This window comes from Saccharospirillum sp. MSK14-1 (assembly GCF_003054965.1).
Taxonomy (GTDB): domain Bacteria; phylum Pseudomonadota; class Gammaproteobacteria; order Pseudomonadales; family Natronospirillaceae; genus Saccharospirillum.
Genome location: NZ_MIES01000026.1, coordinates 747,995 through 764,105, shown reverse-complemented (window position 1 = coordinate 764,105; position 16,111 = coordinate 747,995). Strand labels below are relative to the sequence as shown.

Annotated in this window: 16 protein-coding genes and 1 riboswitch; of the genes, 6 read left to right on the top strand and 10 right to left on the bottom strand. The window is 59.2% G+C overall.

Translation table 11 applies throughout. The features are described 5' to 3' along the window. Positions 1 to 7: 7 nt before the first annotated feature. Positions 8 to 385, bottom strand: a complete 378-nt coding sequence (gene pilH / locus BGP77_RS07540) for a twitching motility response regulator PilH (RefSeq protein ID WP_108164094.1) — start codon at positions 383 to 385, stop codon at positions 8 to 10. Positions 386 to 448: 63 nt separating this feature from the next. Then, complete coding sequence (locus BGP77_RS07535; protein ID WP_108164093.1) at positions 449 to 829, bottom strand: PleD family two-component system response regulator; 381 nt, start codon at positions 827 to 829, stop codon at positions 449 to 451. Between the two features lie 300 nt (positions 830 to 1,129). On the opposite strand from BGP77_RS07535, the gene gshB reads away from it, so the two are divergent. The 5 genes from gshB to BGP77_RS07510 all read left to right on the top strand — a co-directional run bounded on the left by gshB (position 1,130) and on the right by BGP77_RS07510 (position 7,450). After that, positions 1,130 to 2,083: a glutathione synthase gene (gshB, locus tag BGP77_RS07530; protein ID WP_108164092.1), complete on the top strand. Its 954-nt coding sequence runs from the start codon at positions 1,130 to 1,132 to the stop codon at positions 2,081 to 2,083. Next, on the top strand, positions 2,083 to 2,961 hold the full coding sequence (locus BGP77_RS07525; RefSeq protein WP_108164091.1) for an energy transducer TonB: 879 nt from the start codon (positions 2,083 to 2,085) through the stop codon (positions 2,959 to 2,961). Before gshB ends, BGP77_RS07525 begins: the two co-directional genes overlap by 1 nt. Beyond that, positions 2,958 to 3,383 (top strand): Holliday junction resolvase RuvX, encoded by a 426-nt coding sequence (gene ruvX, locus BGP77_RS07520; protein WP_108164090.1) that lies wholly within the window; start codon positions 2,958 to 2,960, stop codon positions 3,381 to 3,383. The genes BGP77_RS07525 and ruvX overlap by 4 nt, the downstream gene beginning before the upstream one ends. A 160-nt stretch (positions 3,384 to 3,543) precedes the next feature. After that, positions 3,544 to 5,169 (top strand): VRR-NUC domain-containing protein, encoded by a 1,626-nt coding sequence (locus BGP77_RS07515; RefSeq protein WP_108164089.1) that lies wholly within the window; start codon positions 3,544 to 3,546, stop codon positions 5,167 to 5,169. Then, positions 5,162 to 7,450 carry an ATP-dependent DNA helicase gene (locus BGP77_RS07510; protein ID WP_108164088.1) on the top strand — a complete coding sequence of 763 codons (2,289 nt, stop codon included), beginning with the start codon at positions 5,162 to 5,164 and terminating at the stop codon, positions 7,448 to 7,450. The genes BGP77_RS07515 and BGP77_RS07510 overlap by 8 nt, the downstream gene beginning before the upstream one ends. On the opposite strand, the gene BGP77_RS07505 is transcribed toward BGP77_RS07510, so the two are convergent. The 8 genes from BGP77_RS07505 to thiC form a co-directional block, all read right to left on the bottom strand. Then, a complete protein-coding gene (locus tag BGP77_RS07505) occupies positions 7,437 to 8,393 on the bottom strand; it encodes a diguanylate cyclase (protein WP_108164087.1) in 957 nt (318 codons plus the stop codon). The genes BGP77_RS07510 and BGP77_RS07505 overlap by 14 nt on opposite strands. 2 nt (positions 8,394 to 8,395) lie before the next feature. Beyond that, on the bottom strand, positions 8,396 to 9,004 hold the full coding sequence (locus BGP77_RS18230) for a histidine kinase (RefSeq protein WP_108164086.1): 609 nt from the start codon (positions 9,002 to 9,004) through the stop codon (positions 8,396 to 8,398). 3 nt (positions 9,005 to 9,007) lie between these two features. Beyond that, a complete protein-coding gene (locus tag BGP77_RS18225) occupies positions 9,008 to 9,379 on the bottom strand; it encodes a response regulator (protein ID WP_108164085.1) in 372 nt (123 codons plus the stop codon). Between the two features lie 90 nt (positions 9,380 to 9,469). Continuing rightward, complete coding sequence (gene thiH, locus BGP77_RS07490; RefSeq protein WP_108164084.1) at positions 9,470 to 10,582, bottom strand: 2-iminoacetate synthase ThiH; 1,113 nt, start codon at positions 10,580 to 10,582, stop codon at positions 9,470 to 9,472. Further along, positions 10,569 to 11,345 (bottom strand): thiazole synthase, encoded by a 777-nt coding sequence (locus tag BGP77_RS07485; RefSeq protein WP_108164083.1) that lies wholly within the window; start codon positions 11,343 to 11,345, stop codon positions 10,569 to 10,571. The genes thiH and BGP77_RS07485 overlap by 14 nt, the downstream gene beginning before the upstream one ends. Before the next feature lie 2 nt (positions 11,346 to 11,347). Continuing rightward, positions 11,348 to 11,557, bottom strand: coding sequence for a sulfur carrier protein ThiS (thiS, locus tag BGP77_RS07480; RefSeq protein ID WP_108164082.1), 210 nt, complete (start codon positions 11,555 to 11,557; stop codon positions 11,348 to 11,350). After that, entirely contained in the window at positions 11,554 to 13,038 is a 1,485-nt protein-coding gene (gene thiD / locus BGP77_RS07475; RefSeq protein ID WP_108164081.1) for a bifunctional hydroxymethylpyrimidine kinase/phosphomethylpyrimidine kinase, read from the bottom strand. The genes thiS and thiD overlap by 4 nt, the downstream gene beginning before the upstream one ends. Continuing rightward, positions 13,031 to 14,923: a phosphomethylpyrimidine synthase ThiC gene (gene thiC, locus BGP77_RS07470; protein WP_108164080.1), complete on the bottom strand. Its 1,893-nt coding sequence runs from the start codon at positions 14,921 to 14,923 to the stop codon at positions 13,031 to 13,033. The genes thiD and thiC overlap by 8 nt, the downstream gene beginning before the upstream one ends. A 174-nt stretch (positions 14,924 to 15,097) precedes the next feature. Next, a riboswitch (TPP riboswitch) is annotated at positions 15,098 to 15,205 on the bottom strand. A gap of 103 nt (positions 15,206 to 15,308) precedes the next feature. Here thiC and BGP77_RS07465 point away from each other — a divergent pair. Continuing rightward, the gene (locus BGP77_RS07465) at positions 15,309 to 15,812 is read left to right on the top strand and encodes a winged helix DNA-binding protein (RefSeq protein WP_108164079.1); all 504 of its coding nucleotides are present in this window, start codon (positions 15,309 to 15,311) and stop codon (positions 15,810 to 15,812) included. The last annotated feature ends 299 nt before the right edge of the window (positions 15,813 to 16,111 follow it).

Below are 16,111 nucleotides of genomic sequence, written 5' to 3'. Positions count from 1 at the left end.
GGTGCGATCAGTCCTGGGTGTGACCGGTCAGCGCACCGGCAATAACGGCAGCCAACTGGTCTTCGGTCACCGGCTTGACCAGATAACCGCTGGCGCCCTGGCGCTTACCCCAAACACGGTCGGTTTCCTGATCTTTGGTGGTGACGATGATGACGGGAATATGGGCCGTATCGCTGCCCTTGGTGAGTTGGCGCGTTGCCTGAAACCCATTGAGGCCCGGCATAACGATGTCCATCAGCACCACATCCGGTAATTCCTGACGCGCCAGAGCAACTCCATCGGCGCCATTATCCGCGGTCAGCACCTCGTAGCCGTGCTTTTCCAGCATGCCTTGGAAGGCATACGTCTCGGTGGGGGAATCGTCTACTATCAGAACACGTGCCATGAGTTTCCTATTGTTTCAATCCAGGCGAGCGCCATGCCCGCTATCTGGAGCTTAGTATCTTCGTTATTGAACGTAATCGCGAACAATCTGCAACAGGTCCGCATCGTCACAGGGTTTGGTCAGGTAATGATCACACCCCACAATTCGGCCCTGGGCCTGATCGTACAAACCGTCTTTGCTCGACAACATGATGACCGGCGTTTCGCGAAACCGGCTGTTGTTCTTAATGAGCGCGCAGGTTTGATAACCATCCAAACGCGGCATCATGACATCCAGAAAAATAATATCCGGTTTGGAATCGGCAATTTTGGCCAATGCATCAAAACCATCACTGGCGGTGACCACCTGACAGCCAGCATCGAGCAATACCCGGCTGACACTGAAGCGAATGGTTTTAGAGTCGTCGATGACCATCACCGTCAGACTCTCGTAGCTGTAATCCATGGCGTAGCCCAGGTTAATACTGCCTGAGGTTGTCGGGCCGGCTTATTCTGCGGTGCATCAAAGCTCACATCAGCGCGCAAACCAAGTGTCAAAGCGCTGGCAGAAAGCGCCGGGATATTCCGTCTAAAACCGTCAATTCTTGTATCACAGATCGGTGGCATTCGCTATAAGAACCCCGTCTCAAGGTACGCTGACCGCAAGGCGACAAGCCACCACATAGACAAACGCACGCAGTTGTTTTTGCTATCGACGGCATCCATTACCATAGCCCTCACATTAACGCGTAAGGCGAACACACAGATGAGTCTGAACATCGGCGTCGTCATGGACCCCATCGAAGCCGTGACTTACAAAAAGGACAGCACCCTGGCCATGCTTTGGGCCGCCCAGGACCGAGGCTGGAACATCCACTACATGACGATGACCGACCTGTATCTGGACAACGGCAAACCGCTGGCGACGACACGGCCGTTACAGGTGCATCGCGATCCCGAGCATTTTTACGATTTGGGTGACGCCACGACCTCAGCACTGGCCGACCTCGACGTCATTCTGATGCGCAAGGATCCGCCGTTCGACAACGAATACATCTACGCCACCTATATGCTTGAGCGTGCGGAAGAAGCTGGCGTACTGATCGTCAACAAGCCGCAGGCACTGCGTGACTGCAACGAGAAGTTCTACGCCACTGCCTTCGCCGACTTTACGCCGCCGCACGTTATCACCCGCGATGCAGCCCGGCTGAAGGCCTTTCACCAGGAACATGGCGACGTCATTTTTAAACCGCTCGACGGCATGGGTGGCAGTTCGATTTTCCGCCTGAAAGCCGACGACCCGAACGTCTCGGTGATCATCGAAACACTGACCGACCACGGCCAGCAGCAAACGATGGCGCAAAAATACCTGCCGGAAATCAAGGACGGCGACAAACGCATTCTGATGATCGACGGTGAACCGATCGACTACTGTTTGGCGCGCCTGCCCGCTAAGGGCGAAACCCGAGGCAATCTGGCCGCCGGTGGCACTGGCCGGGCGCAACCGCTGAGCGAGCGCGACCGCGCCATTGCCGAGCACATTGGACCGGAACTGAAAAAACGCGGTTTGATCTTTGTTGGCCTGGATGTGATTGGCGACTACGTCACCGAAATCAACGTCACCAGTCCGACCTGCATCCGCGAAATCGATAACGCCTATGACACCGACATCGCCGGCAAACTGATGGACGTCATCGCCGCCAAGCGAGGTCTGAACTGATGGCGGTCAGCGTCGGCGCGGTCGACCGCCTCAGCTTTACGCTCTTTGTGGCGGTTGGCCTCCATGCACTGGTGATTTTCGGCATTGGCTTCAGCAATCCCGAATCACAACCGTTACCGCCGACGCTGGATGTCACCCTGGCTCAACACGCCAGTGACCGCAGCACACCCCTGGACGAAGCCGACTTTTTGGCCGACGCCAACCAGCAAGGCAGCGGCACCCAGGAAGACAAAGCCCAGCTGACCTCGACGGAACAGGCCGAGATCGAAGACAACCAGATTTTCCGCACTACACCGGAAGTTCAACAAATCAGTTTTGCGCAACAGGACGCCCAACGCGCCCTGGTCACCACAACGGGCGACAGCGAGCGCAGCATCGCCAATCAACCCAGCGAAGAAGCCATCACCGATCCCAGCCAAGCCAGCGATTCAGCGCTGCTGGTCAGCCAAGTCAGCGACATCGCCACCCTGCGCGCCATGCTCGATGAAAGCCGCCAGAACCTGGCCAAAGCGCCGCGTACCCGGACGCTGACCGCGGTCTCCGCCCGGCAATCGCTGGATGCCGCCTACGTTTATGGCTGGCTGGAAGAGATTGAACGCATCGGCAACCAGAACTACCCGCAAGCGGCGCGTCAGCAACGCCTGACCGGCAACGTGCGTTTGGCGGTTACCATCCGCGCCGACGGCAGTCTGGGCAATGTGTCGGTCACGCGCAGCTCCGGCCACGCCGTGCTCGATCAAGCGGCGCAGCGCATCGTGCATTTAGCGGCGCCGTTCGAACCCTTTACGCTGGAGATGCGCCAGGAATACGATCAGCTGGAAATCATCCGCACCTGGCAATTCCGCACCGACAACCGCTTCGGCCGGGAAGACTCATGAGTCAGGACGGCCGCTGGCTGGGCTTCGACTTCGGCCTCGCCTGGATCGGCGTCGCCGCCGGTCAACATCTGACCCAAACCGCCAGCCCCTTGCCCGCCCTTCGCGCCCGCGACGGCATTCCCAACTGGGACGACATCGATGCGCTGGTCGCCGAATGGAAACCGGCCGGTTTTGTCGTCGGTATTCCCTACAATATGGATGGCAGCGACAGCGAAATGGGCGCCCGCGCCAACAAATTCCGCAAACGATTGCACGGCCGTTACGGCCTGCCCGCCGAGGCGGTCGACGAACGCCTGACCAGCCGCGAAGCCCGCGCACAACTGGGCGAACGCGGCAAAAATTTAAGCAAGGCACGGCAGGCGCAGGTGGATAGCATTGCGGCGCAATTGATATTGGAAACGTTTTTACTGGGTTCTCAGTAACGACGGAGCAACCAACGCACCGGCTCGGGCAGATCCGGCGCCTGATGAGGGTGTCGGCAGCATGGATGCTGCCGTCTAGCGTACAGGGATGTATTTACAGCGGCCCCGGAAGGCGTCGTACTCATAAAAGCCAAGCACCACTAAACCGAATTTCCGCCCTATGCCACAGCAAACGGTCCCACAACCCGACCTGCCCACCGGCTACTACAAAGACAACTTCGACCGTCTGCTCGCCACCGTCGTCGAGCGCTACGACGACCTGCTGTCGGACGAAGACCGTGCTTTTGTCAGCGCCTATCAAAACCTGGAATTACCCAGCGCCCGCTTACTGGTCCGGCTCTACACCCGCAAAGGTCCGACCTTCCGGCAAAGCAAACTGAACTACGCCGAAATCCCCGATCTCGACAGCGCCATCGATGAGCTCGCCGATACCGTTCTACTCGACGCTGATCCGCTGCTCACCGCTGCAGAAATTGCCCAACTGCTGACGCTCGCCGAGCTGCGCCAACTCGACTGGGTACCCAGCTCCAAACGCCCCAAAAGCGAACTACTGGTCGAACTGGAAGACTGGGACGACGCTCGCTGCGCGCGCGACTGGCAACTCCAAGACCGGCTGATCCAACCGCAACACTGGCTGACCTTACGCCGCCTGCAACTGCTCTACTTCGGCAACGAATACCAAAGCCTCACCGACTTTGTGCTCTCCGACCTCGGCCTGTTTCAGTACGAGAATTATCCGCTCGGCAAAGCCAACCGCTGGTTCGAACACAGCGATGAACTGGAACAGCATCTGCTCATCGGCGACCTGAAAAGCGCGGTCTATGAAGCGCGCGAAGCCGGTGATGTCGAAACGCTGGTCGGACTCGCCAAACCCATTCTGCAAACCGACTGGCTGGGCAGCGCCAAAGCCCGCGCTGACCGCCTCGCCAACCGGCTCGGCTTTCGGCTGGAACAATGGGGCGAACCGGAACTGGCGCTGCAATTATTTCAGACTAACCACCAGCCACCGGCGCGCGAACGCCGTTGTCGCATTCACTACAAAGCCGAACGTTTTGTTGCCGCTCAGGAAGAACTCGACGCCATTCGCATTGAACCCAAAGACGCCACCGAAGCGCGCTTTATCAGCCGCTTCGCAGCGCGGGTGGCAAAAAAACTCAAGCTCACCATCGATCCGGTTGCGGCGCCGGTACTGATCGAACAAACGCACCAATGGCCGCAGGGCGAAGGAAGCGTTGAACAATTGGTCTGCTCACGGCTCGATGACGCTTACTGGCTGGAAAATTTACTGCCGTTGGGGGTGTTCGGTTTGATTCACTGGCGGTGGATTTTTCAGCCCGTAGCCGGCGCGTTTCACCATCCGTTTCAACAGGCACCGGCGGATTTGTACGAAGCGGATTTTTTGGCGCGGCGCGGTATCAGCAGCCAACAACTTTACGCCGACGTAACGGTGGATCAGGCGCGGCTATGGATCAGCGAAAACTGGGACGCCAAAGTCGGTCGCCAGAATCCGTTCGTGCACTGGGGCGCGCTGGAAAAAGAACTGCTATTGCGCGCCTTTGACGCATTGCCCTGGCAACACTGGCAGGCGATTTTCAATCACCTCTGGCTCGATTTAAAACGCCACCGCGCGGGTTTTCCCGATCTGTTTCAGTTCACCGCAACCGGCGGCCGTTTTATTGAAGTGAAAGGCCCCGGCGACCGACTGCAGGACAACCAGCGCGACTGGCTGGCCGTGTTTGAGCAGGCCGGCATCGACGCCGAAGTCTGGTATATCCGTTATGAGTGAACGGGCCAGATTTAAAGTATCGGTGCGAGCCCTGGCCGATTTTTGTCTGGCCGAAGGCGATCTGGTCTCGGGTTTCAGAGTCACCCCCAGCGCACTCGAAGGTCGGGAAATTCACGGCCTGGCGCAGAAAAAACGGCCGGGTCATTATCGCGCCGAACAGAAAGTCGAACTGCTGTGGCAACAACCGGAGTTTGATCTGATCGTTGGGGGACGCATTGACGGCGTCTGGCCCGACGGCATCGAAGAAATCAAAAGCTGTCGCGTTCCGCCGGAAGAATTACCGGATTCGACCCGCGCGCTGAACCGTTTGCAGGCGCAGCTTTATGCGGGCCTGTGGGCGGTACAGCACAGCGAGCCCGAACAATGGATCGTTCGGCTCAGCTACATTCACAGCCAGACTCAACAGGAATGGCCGCAGGATGAAACCCACACGCGGCTCGATCTGGTCGATCAACTCATGGCCGCGCTGGCGCGTTATGATGCCTGGCTAAAACGGTTGCTCAGGCACCGACGCGAGCGTGATGTCGCCTTGAATCAACTGAGCTTTCCGTTCGCCACCATGCGCCCGGTACAGCGTCAGATGGCCGAAACCGTTTATAAAGCCCAGGCCACACATCGGCAGACATTAATCGAAGCGCCCACCGGCACCGGCAAAACCCTGGCGGCTCTTTTTCCGGCATTAAAAGCACTCGGCGAAAATCATCATCAGGGCGTTTATTACCTGACCATGAAAACCACCGGCCAGCCGCTGGTATTGGAAACGGTTGAGCAACTGGCAATCGATGAAGGCAGCCTCAACACCGTTAATCTGCACGCCAAGGATCGCCTTTGCCTGAGCCCGGACACGCCCTGCGACGGCGCGCTCTGTCCGTATGCCAACGATTATTTCGGCAAACGCCAACGGCTGCGTGAGCGGTTGTTTGACCGCAATCGCTGGGACTCAGCGACGCTGAAAGAACTCGGTGAAGCCGAACAAATCTGCCCCTATTACCTGAGTCAGGACTGGGCGCTGTGGGCCGATCTGGTGGTGGGCGACATCAACTATCTGTACGACACCACGGCGGTACAGCCATACCTGCTAAAAGAAATCGACAACCAAGTCGCAGTGCTGATCGATGAGAGCCACAACCTGATCGATCGCGGTCGCGCCATGTACAGCGCCGAACTGACCGGCGCGGTCGTCGAAGCCGTTCGGCAAAAAGCGCCGGAAAGCATTAAGCAATCGCTGCGTCCGGTGCGCGATGCGTTGCGACGTTGTCAGCCGGAGGTGCCCGGCCTGTCGGATCAGGCACCGGACGCTTTGGTGCAAAGCCTGCGCACCTGGTTACAGGCCAGCGCCCGACTGTTACGAGAGTCGCCGTTCTGGGAACCGCCGCCGGAATGGCAACGGCTGATCTTCGACGCCGGTCGTTTTATCCGCATTCACGAACTCTCTGACCCGCGCGATTTCTGCTGGCGCTATGCACAGGGAAAACCCGCCGAACGCGGCGTCGAAACGCTGTGTTTAAACCCGGCGCGGCTGCTCAGTGAAAAGCATCAACTGGTGAATTCGGTGGCGGCGTTCAGCGCAACGCTCGCCCCCTGGCACTACAGCCAAACCATGACTGGCTTAGCCGAGGCGGTGCCCTTGGCGCTAGAATCGCCCTTTCAGGCCGAGCAATTTCAGGTAACGCTGGTAACCGATGTGTCGACCCGATTTCGCGACCGGCAATCACTGCCACAGCAAATCGTGCCGCTGATTCAGGCATTTCGCCAAAGTACGCCCGGCAATGCACTGGTATTTTTTTCCAGCTACCGGCAACTGGCCGATTGTGAAATGCAGTTGGCGGATGACCCCGGTGTCATCGCACAAAGGCGCGAAACCACCTTGCTGGAACGCCTGGCGTTGCTGGACCGGCTACGCACTGAACGCGGCTTAATGGTACTGGCACCGCTCGGTGGCGTACTGGGCGAAGGTGTGGATTTACCCGGCGACGCGCTGACCGGTGTGTTGGTCGTTGGGCCAGGGTTGCCGCAGGTGAACGAGCTGAACGATCGCATCCGTGGTGTGCTCGATGCTGACGGCCAACCCGGTTTTGATTTCGCCTATCGTTTTCCAGGCCTGCATAAAGTGTTGCAAGCAGCCGGTCGCTGCGTACGCAATGAAAGTGATCGTGGGGATATCTGGCTGGTGGATGATCGCTTTCGTCAGTACCAGCAAAACGGCTGGCTGCCGCCGCACTGGACAGTGCGACACGCCCGCCGTCAGGAGTTGCTTAAGCCGTCATTTAAGCAAGAGTAACGCAGTTACGGCCGGCGGCTTTGGATCGATACAGCGCCTGATCGGCTTCGACCATCCAGTCCTGATGGCGTTCATAGCGGCTGTGCCAGCCGGCTACGCCAAGACTGATGGTGACCTGAAGCGGCCCGGCTTGCTCATCTTCAACGACCAGCGATTCCACCTGTTCGCGCAGCCGTTCGGCTAAACGCACGGCATCGTCTGGCGGTGTATCGGGCAGAATCAGCGCGAATTCTTCGCCACCAAAACGGCCAGGAATATCGCTGGTACGAATTGTTTTACGGACCACATCGGCGACTTGGCGCAACATATGGTCGCCCGCCAGATGGCCATTAATATCGTTGAGTTGTTTGAAGTGATCAATGTCGAAAATAATCAAAGAAGTCGTTTGAACCGCGCGTTTTTGACGACGAAATTCCTGCTCCAGCTGTTTTTCCCAATAGCTGCGGTTGTACAAACCGGTCAAACCATCGAGACGCGAGAGTTCTTTTAACTGAGCGTTGGTGCGCTGTTGTTCAAGCTTGTTGATTGCCTCGTCGGTCACGTCATAAATAATGATGCACAGACTTTCGACTTCGCCACGGATATTGGTCACCGGAATAAAGGTGCAGTTCTGATACATAAACTCGGCCGAACCAGTAATCGGCCGGTTATTTTTAAAGCGCAGCAAATACGGCCGTTGTTCCCAGGTGGTAAACGCGCGGTTTTTTAATTGCACGACAGTGCGCGATTTATGCTCAAACCATTCGCGCGGTAAGTCGGGGAACACTTCGAACAAATCCTGATCAATGGCATCGTCCGGTGAGATGCCACTGTGGTTTTCCATAAAGCTGTTCCACGCCAGGATGCGGTTATCGAGACGAACCACCAGGATGCCCACGTCGATGGTCTGCAACACATCCATCAGCCAATGAAATTCGGCCAGATTTGAATCTGCGGTCGACATCCTTACTCCATCAAATAATGAATCTTATTTTCGAGCACGTTAATGCTGTCTTCTGTGAACAACAGCAGCAAGTCGCAATCGACACTGTGACCTTCCAGGCGATAGGGAATTTCCACGGTCAGAGCGCGCTGCCAGCCGGAGGAAGAATTGCGCACCAGATCTTCGATGTTCACATGCTGACCCAGCAACACCGGCTGGCCCTGACTGAAGGTTAAATCAAGCTGCTCAGCCAGACCTTTCAGACAGGCGCCAATCAAAATATTGGCGATGTCCATCAACAGTTCCAGTTCAATTTCTGGTGTGACATCGCCACTGTAACTGGTCAGTTCGGCGATGTCGGCAAAGCTGGTGTCATTGAAAATCAACAACGCCTCGCCGGAGATCCTCGAGCCGACAAACCCCTGGCAAACGGCGCTGACCGATGACACGCTGCGCAACGACGACAGCGCCATATTCAGCTCCGAACGCTCCAGCAGATTCACCACTGGAATGGGCAGCACCACATAGGTATCGAGCAGGCGCGCCAGCAGATCGGCCGCCCGGCCCATGGCGACATTGGTGACTTCGCGCAACGCATCACGCAGTTCGTCATCCAACTGGTAATCGCTCATGCATCACTCCGCATAGAGTCCGAAATCGCTCAGCACCTTCGTTAACTGAGCCTGGTCCACCGGTTTTTTAATAAATTCCAAAGCGCCCATTTTTTTCACGCGACTGACCGCTTCGGGTTGAATATCGCCGGAAATAACGATCACTACCGACGGCAAATCTTCCGCTTTGATGGTTTCCAAAACCTGATAGCCGTCCATAACCGGCATGGTCAGATCGAGAAAAACGACTTCGCCTTTGCCCTCGCGAATGGCGGCCAGACCTTCTTCTCCATTCCCCGCGAATTCAACGCTCACCTCCCAACCGGGGGGCAGCGCGCGTTTCACTTGCTTACGGGCAAAACTGGAATCGTCACAAATCAGCACTGGGATCGACATGCCTACTCCAAAGATCGGCCCGGGCCTAACCGAGCCAACAGCGTCAGTAAAGTTGATGGATGGGCAAACAGCAAACCAGAAATCAGCGGCTTAGCCAAGCCGCGGGTGCCAGTCACTCCACACCGGTTGATAGTGCTGGTTGCGCAAGGATTGCACAACCTCGGCTACCGGTCGTTGATCGTCCGTGCTGAATTGCTCCAGCGCGCCTCCCGGCTCAACCGCGTAGCCACCGGGACGCGTGGAAGAGGCGGCGCTGAGGCTGGTAACGCCCAGTGACATCAAACGATCACGCAGCGCTGGTGATTCACGCGTCGACAGCGTCAGCTCCAGATCCGGCGCAAATAATCGCCAGGCGCAGAGCAGTTGCACCAGTTGTCGATCGTTCACCGGCGCCGGGGCCGAAAAGCCACCTTCGGCCGGTCGCAAGCGCGGAAACGACACCGAAAAACGGCTGCGCCAATGACGTCGGCTTAACCACTGCAAATGATGCGCGCATTTTAACGAATCGAGCCGCCAGTCGGTCAGGCCAAGCAACACGCCCAGCCCGAGTTTGTGCACGCCGGCTTTACCAGCACGGTCGAGCGCATCCAGCCGATAGGCAAAATCCTGTTTCTGACCGCGGGTATGCAACTGCTGATAACAGGCCGCATCGTAGGTTTCCTGATAAACCAGCACGGCGTGTAAACCAGCGTCGCGCAGACGCTGGTAGTCGTCGGTATTCAGCGGCTGCACTTCCAGACTCAGTTGCGAAAAATCCGGCAGCAACGCACTCAATGCCTGATAGTAATAATCGACCCCCGCCACCTTGGGCGCTTCACCGGCGACTAACAACACATGCTGAAAGCCCCGTTCGCGCAGGGCAGCGGCTTCGGTGCGAATCTCATCCGGTTTGAGCACCTTGCGCCGAATCGGATTGCTCATCGAAAAACCGCAGTAGAGACATTCGTTGGCGCAGGCGTTACTCAAATAGAGCGGCGCAAACAACTGCTGCACGCGACCAAAACGCTGCAAGGTTAACGTCCGGCTGCGTTGCGCCATGGCTTCCAGATGGGCATCGGCGGCCGGGCTGAGCAGCGCTTTGAAACGCGCCAGAGGTTCACCGTTACCCACCAGAGCGCGTTCCACATCCGCCGCGCTCTGGCTGTACAACGACAGCCGTTCGGCATTCCAGTCGATGCCGTTTAAATGATCAGCGAAGCTCATGATCGGCCTCCAGAAAGTCGGTCAGTGGACTGGAGGCGGCGGCACTGGCCGCGGTGCCTGCCAGACCCGCCAGATAGGCCGACCGTCCCGCCTCAACGGCCTGACGAAACGCCGCCGCCATCGCAATCGGATCGGCCGCTGTGGCAATGGCGGTATTGACCAGCACCGCATCAGCGCCGCGTTCCATGGCCTCGGCGGCGTGCGAGGGTCGGCCAATGCCGGCATCGACAATCACCGGCACCTGGCTTTGCTCAATGATGATGTCGAGAAAGGCGCGACTTTCCAGGCCGCGATTTGACCCGATCGGCGCGCCCAGCGGCATCACCGCCGCGCAGCCGACCTCTTCGAGCCGTTTGCACAGTACCGGGTCGGCGTGCACATAGGGCAAGACGACAAAGCCTTCGCGCACCAATTGCTCAGCGGCGGCCAGCGTTTCCACCGGGTCGGGCATCAGCCAGCGCGGGTCGGGATGGATTTCCAGTTTCAGCCAGTGCGTGCCCAGCGCTTCGCGCGCCAGCCGCGCTGCCTGCACCGCTTCGTCGGCGCTGCGCGCACCCGAGGTATTGGGCAGCAGGCGATAACCGGCTGCGCTCAGCGGCTGAAAAATGTGGTCACTGTGCTGCGGTTCCAGCCGGCGCAGCGCCAGCGTGACCAGTTCGGTGCCGCTGGCCTGCAACGCTTCGATCATGGTCTGCGGCTGGCTGAATTTACCGGTACCGGTCAGTAACCGGCTGGAGAACTGAGTATTGGCGATGGTCAGCATGCTTAGCCTCCGGCCACGGCGTGAAACACATCCAGGCGGTCGGCCTGGTTCAGTTCGGTGCGGGCCCAGTCGGCACGTGGCACCACCATTCGGTTCAACGCCACGGCCATGTTGTCGCGTTCGCCATAGCGTTCGTTCATCAAGGCGGCCAGCGTGGTGCCGCTGTCCAGTTGCACGACCTCGCCGTTCACAAACAGCGCAATGGGTTTCATCGGCCAACCTCCTGCCAGTGTTGATTCAGTTGCTGCCAGGCGGCGACCGGATCGGCGGCTTCGGTAACAGCGGTCACCAGCGCCACGCCTTCCACGCCAGTCGCCGCGACCTCGGCAAAGTGAAGGTGTTTGATGCCGCCGATGGCGAGCGTCGGGCATTGATCACCCACCTGACGCCGATACATCGCCAGCCGTCTCAACCCTTGCGGTTGACTCGGCATCGATTTGGTTTGGGTAGCAAAGACATGCCCGAGCGCCAGATAAGACGGCCGCAAACGCAGCGCCCGTGCCAACTCGGCGTGACCGTGGGTTGATAACCCCAGGCGCAGACCGGCGCGCGCAATGGCGGGCAAATCCGCCTCCGCCACATCGTCCTGCCCCAGATGCACGCCAAAAGCACCGGCATCGATGGCCCATTGCCAGTGGTCGTTGATGAACACCTGAGTGCCGTGGCGTTGACCGGCGGCGACGGCGCGTTCGATGGCGGCTTTGACCACCGCCGCCTCGCCGCTTTTGAGGCGCAGCTGCACCGTGGTGGCACCGGCCGCGCACAGCGCTTCGAGCAGATCGATATCCGCCACCACCGGATAAACACCGATGGGGGCTTTCAGGGCGGGGAAAGCGCCCAGTTCCTGTGGATCGTCAGCCAAGCGAACCTGCGCGAAGTCCGCCACCGCTGGCCAACCCGGCCGCGCCAGCGTGCCGCTGCCTTGACCGGTCGGATACGCCTGCGCCAGCGCCCGGCGCAGATAGGCATTGGCCAGCAAAATGGCATCTTCGAGCGGCCAGTTCTGCGCGCAAAACGCAGCAATGGCAGTGCTCAGCGTGCAGCCGGTGCCATGACTGTGCGGCGTGTTCTGGCGCGGTTGCTGATACCACCAACAGGCCTTCGCGCTGATCCACTGATCCAGACTGCGGGCGGCGTCTTCCAGATGCCCACCCTTGGCGAGCACGCCCTTGCCCGTCGCCTTCAGTAAGGCTTGGGCAGCGCGTCGGGCACTGTCGGTTGAGGTAATGCGATGGCCGGTCAGTTGCTCCAGTTCCGGTGTGTTGGGCGTTACCAGATCAACCAGTGGCAGCAGTTGTTTCAGGCCATCTTGCAGCTCGACGTCAGCCAGACTGTCACCGCTCGACGACGCCGTCAGCGGGTCGAGTACCACCGTTAAACCCGGCCAGCGCGCCCGCCAGCCGGGCAGGCGCTGCACCAGTAGCTGCACCTGACCCAGCGAACCGAGCAGGCCAATCTTGATCGCGGCTGGCGGCAAGTCGGCTTCCAGCGCATCGAGTTGGGCAGCGAACATATCCGGCTCCACCGCCTGTCGCGCCTGCACGCCCAGGCTGTTCTGGGCGGTAATGCAGCTGATCACCGTGCACGGATGCACACCGAGATCGACCAGCGTCGCCAAGTCGGCCTGAATGCCAGCGCCACCACCGCTGTCGCTGCCGGCAATACTCCACACTCGCGACCTGGGCTCAGTCATGATCGGCGCCCTCACCCACCGGCTGATAGAGCGCGCCGCCGCTGGCCTGGAATTCCTCGGCCTTGCGCGCCATGCCGTCGTTGGCCTCGGCAATGGGAATGCGCTCGGCGCGGGCGGCGTCGCGCACTTCCTGGCTGATCTTCATCGAGCAGAATTTCGGGCCGCACATGGAGCAGAAATGCGCCACCTTGTGGCCTTGCTTGGGCAGCGTCTGGTCGTGGAATTCGCGCGCCCGTTCCGGATCGAGGCCGAGGTTGAACTGGTCTTCCCAGCGGAATTCAAAACGCGCCCGGCTGATGGCGTTGTCGCGTCGCTGCGCTCCGGGAAAACCCTTGGCGAGGTCGGCGGTGTGAGCGGCAATGCGGTAGGCAATCAGGCCTTCTTTGACGTCATTGCGGTCGGGCAGGCCCAGGTGTTCTTTGGGCGTGACGTAACACAGCATGGCGCAACCGTGCCAACCGATCTGGGCGGCGCCGATAGCCGACGACAGATGGTCGTAGCCAGGCGAGATGTCGGTGACCAACGGGCCGAGGGTGTAGAACGGCGCCTCGTCACAGCTGTCGAGTTGGCGCTGCATGTTTTCTTCAATCAGATGCAGCGGCACATGACCCGGGCCTTCAACCATCACCTGCACATCGTGCTGCCAGGCGATACGGGTCAATTCACCCAGCGTATCGAGTTCGGCGAACTGGGCGGCATCGTTGGCGTCGGCCACCGAACCCGGGCGCAAGCCGTCACCCAGACTGAAGGCAATATCGTACGCCTGCATGATGGCGCAGATGTCTTCGAAGTGGGTGTAGAGAAAACTCTCCTGATGATGCGCCAGACACCACTTCGCCATGATCGAACCACCACGACTGACGATGCCGGTCACCCGATCCACCGTCAGCGGCACATGGTGCAAACGCAGGCCGGCGTGAATGGTGAAGTAATCGACGCCCTGTTCGGCCTGTTCGATCAAGGTATCGCGGAAGATGTCCCAGCTGAGGTCTTCGGCCACGCCGTTCACCTTTTCCAGCGCCTGATAGAGCGGCACCGTGCCAATCGGCACCGGCGAGTTGCGCAGTATCCATTCACGGGTTTCGTGGATGTTGTTGCCGGTCGACAGGTCCATCACGGTGTCGGCGCCCCAGCGCGTCGCCCAGACCAGCTTGTCGACTTCCTCTTCAATGCTCGACGTCACCGCCGAATTACCGATGTTGGCGTTGACCTTCACCCGGAAATTACGGCCGATGATCATCGGTTCACTTTCCGGGTGATTGATGTTCGCCGGAATGATGGCGCGACCGCGGGCGACTTCCTCGCGCACGAATTCCGGCGTTATCGGATCACGCAGGCTGGCGCCGCGAGCGTTGCCCGGATGCTGCCGCGCCCGTTCGGCATCGTTCTCCAGCGCACAGCCTTCGTTTTCGCGCAGCGCGATGTATTCCATTTCCGGGGTGATGATGCCCTGGCGGGCGTAATGCAGCTGGGTGACGTTGCGGCCCTGCAAAGCGCGGCGCGGCGGCCGGTTCTGGGCGAAACGCAGTGGGTTATCGTCGCGCTCGCTGGCCGGGCGCAGCGTCGGTTCGGCGAGCGCTTCGCTGTCGCCGCGCGCTTCGATCCAGCCTAGACGCAACGGTTCGAGGCCGCGCCGCAGGTCAATATCGATCTCCGGGTCGGCGTATGGTCCGGCGCTGTCGTAGACGTAAAGCGGTTCGTTGGGCTGGCGGCTGCCATCGCTGAGCAGGCTATCGGTCAGGTCGATGGCGCGCATGCCGACGCGAATATCGCTGCGGCTGCCGTGCACATATATCCGCCGTGAACCAGGCAAAGGTTCGCGCGAAGCAGCACTGATGGTCTGGACGCGCTGGCCCAGATCGGGGGTGTAGGTAGAGGTGGTCATTTCGGTCGTTCCTCGCTGGTTGAGCGACGGAGCGACCGCACCGGGGCAAAACAATATGAACGGTACGCGCCAACAAAAACGACGCGGTTCGGGCGGCGCTTTTGTCGACGCGGACCCAAACAAGCGGTTTGCACTGAGCAAACCCGAGGCGGCCAAAAGCCAACAAAAACAGCACTGCCACCTCGACTTGTTCCCTTCGCGAGCCTTAACTCGATCAGGTTCCACGGATCCCGCTGATGCGATCTCAGCCAGGTTATCAACCCGGCACTCCGACAAGACGGGGCAAGCCTAACGCCAGGCCCGCACCGGGGGCAAGTTGTACAGGCCAAAAATCGGCGGTTATGATCGCAGCTTTCCGTTCCACCACTGCCGAGTCGAACTTCTCATGCCCAAGGCGTCCATTGTTTCCTCCGCCCATCTGAGCGAACGCAGCAGCGAACTCAGCGAATTCGAATACGCCCTGATTACCGCCGAGAACACCTTCTCGCGCTGGCTGGTGCACTGCATGACCGCCGCCGGCAACGAAGAAATGAGCCCCATCGATATCCTGGTGCTGCACAACGTCTACCACCGCCAGCGGCCCAAGCGCATCGCCGATATCTGCTTTGTGCTGAACGTGGAAGACACCCACACGGTCTCTTATTCACTGCGCAAACTGGGCAAGATGGGGCTGGTAGAAAGTAAGAAAGTCGGCAAGGAAACCTTTTACAACACCACCGGTGAAGGCGAGGCGCTGTGCCTGCGCTACCGCGATATCCGCAACGACTGCCTGCTCGACTGGTTCGATAACCTGGGTATCGACGAAGCCGACCTGAGCGATATGGCGAAGAAACTGCGCACCCTCTCCACCCTCTACGATCAGGCCGCTCGGGCCGCTGCGTCGCTGTAACCCATAGTGGTTTCTCAACAACGCCGGCAATAGTTTTTCAAACCACTGAAGGTAGCCACCGTCCTGGGCAGGCTCTTTGGAGGACGTCTTTGACCAGGATGGTCAAAGCCGAGCCCCCAGGGATGGGTTTACGGCGTGCCTCCAAAGAGCCTGCCCAGGATGGTGGCGGATTACCCACCCAATCACCTGAAAACGACGCCCACTGTCTCTGCACGACATTGAATACAATTTGTATTCAATTTTTATTGACTCTGCATTTTACTGGTCGCTATAGTGATCTCACTAAAACGAAAAATCGC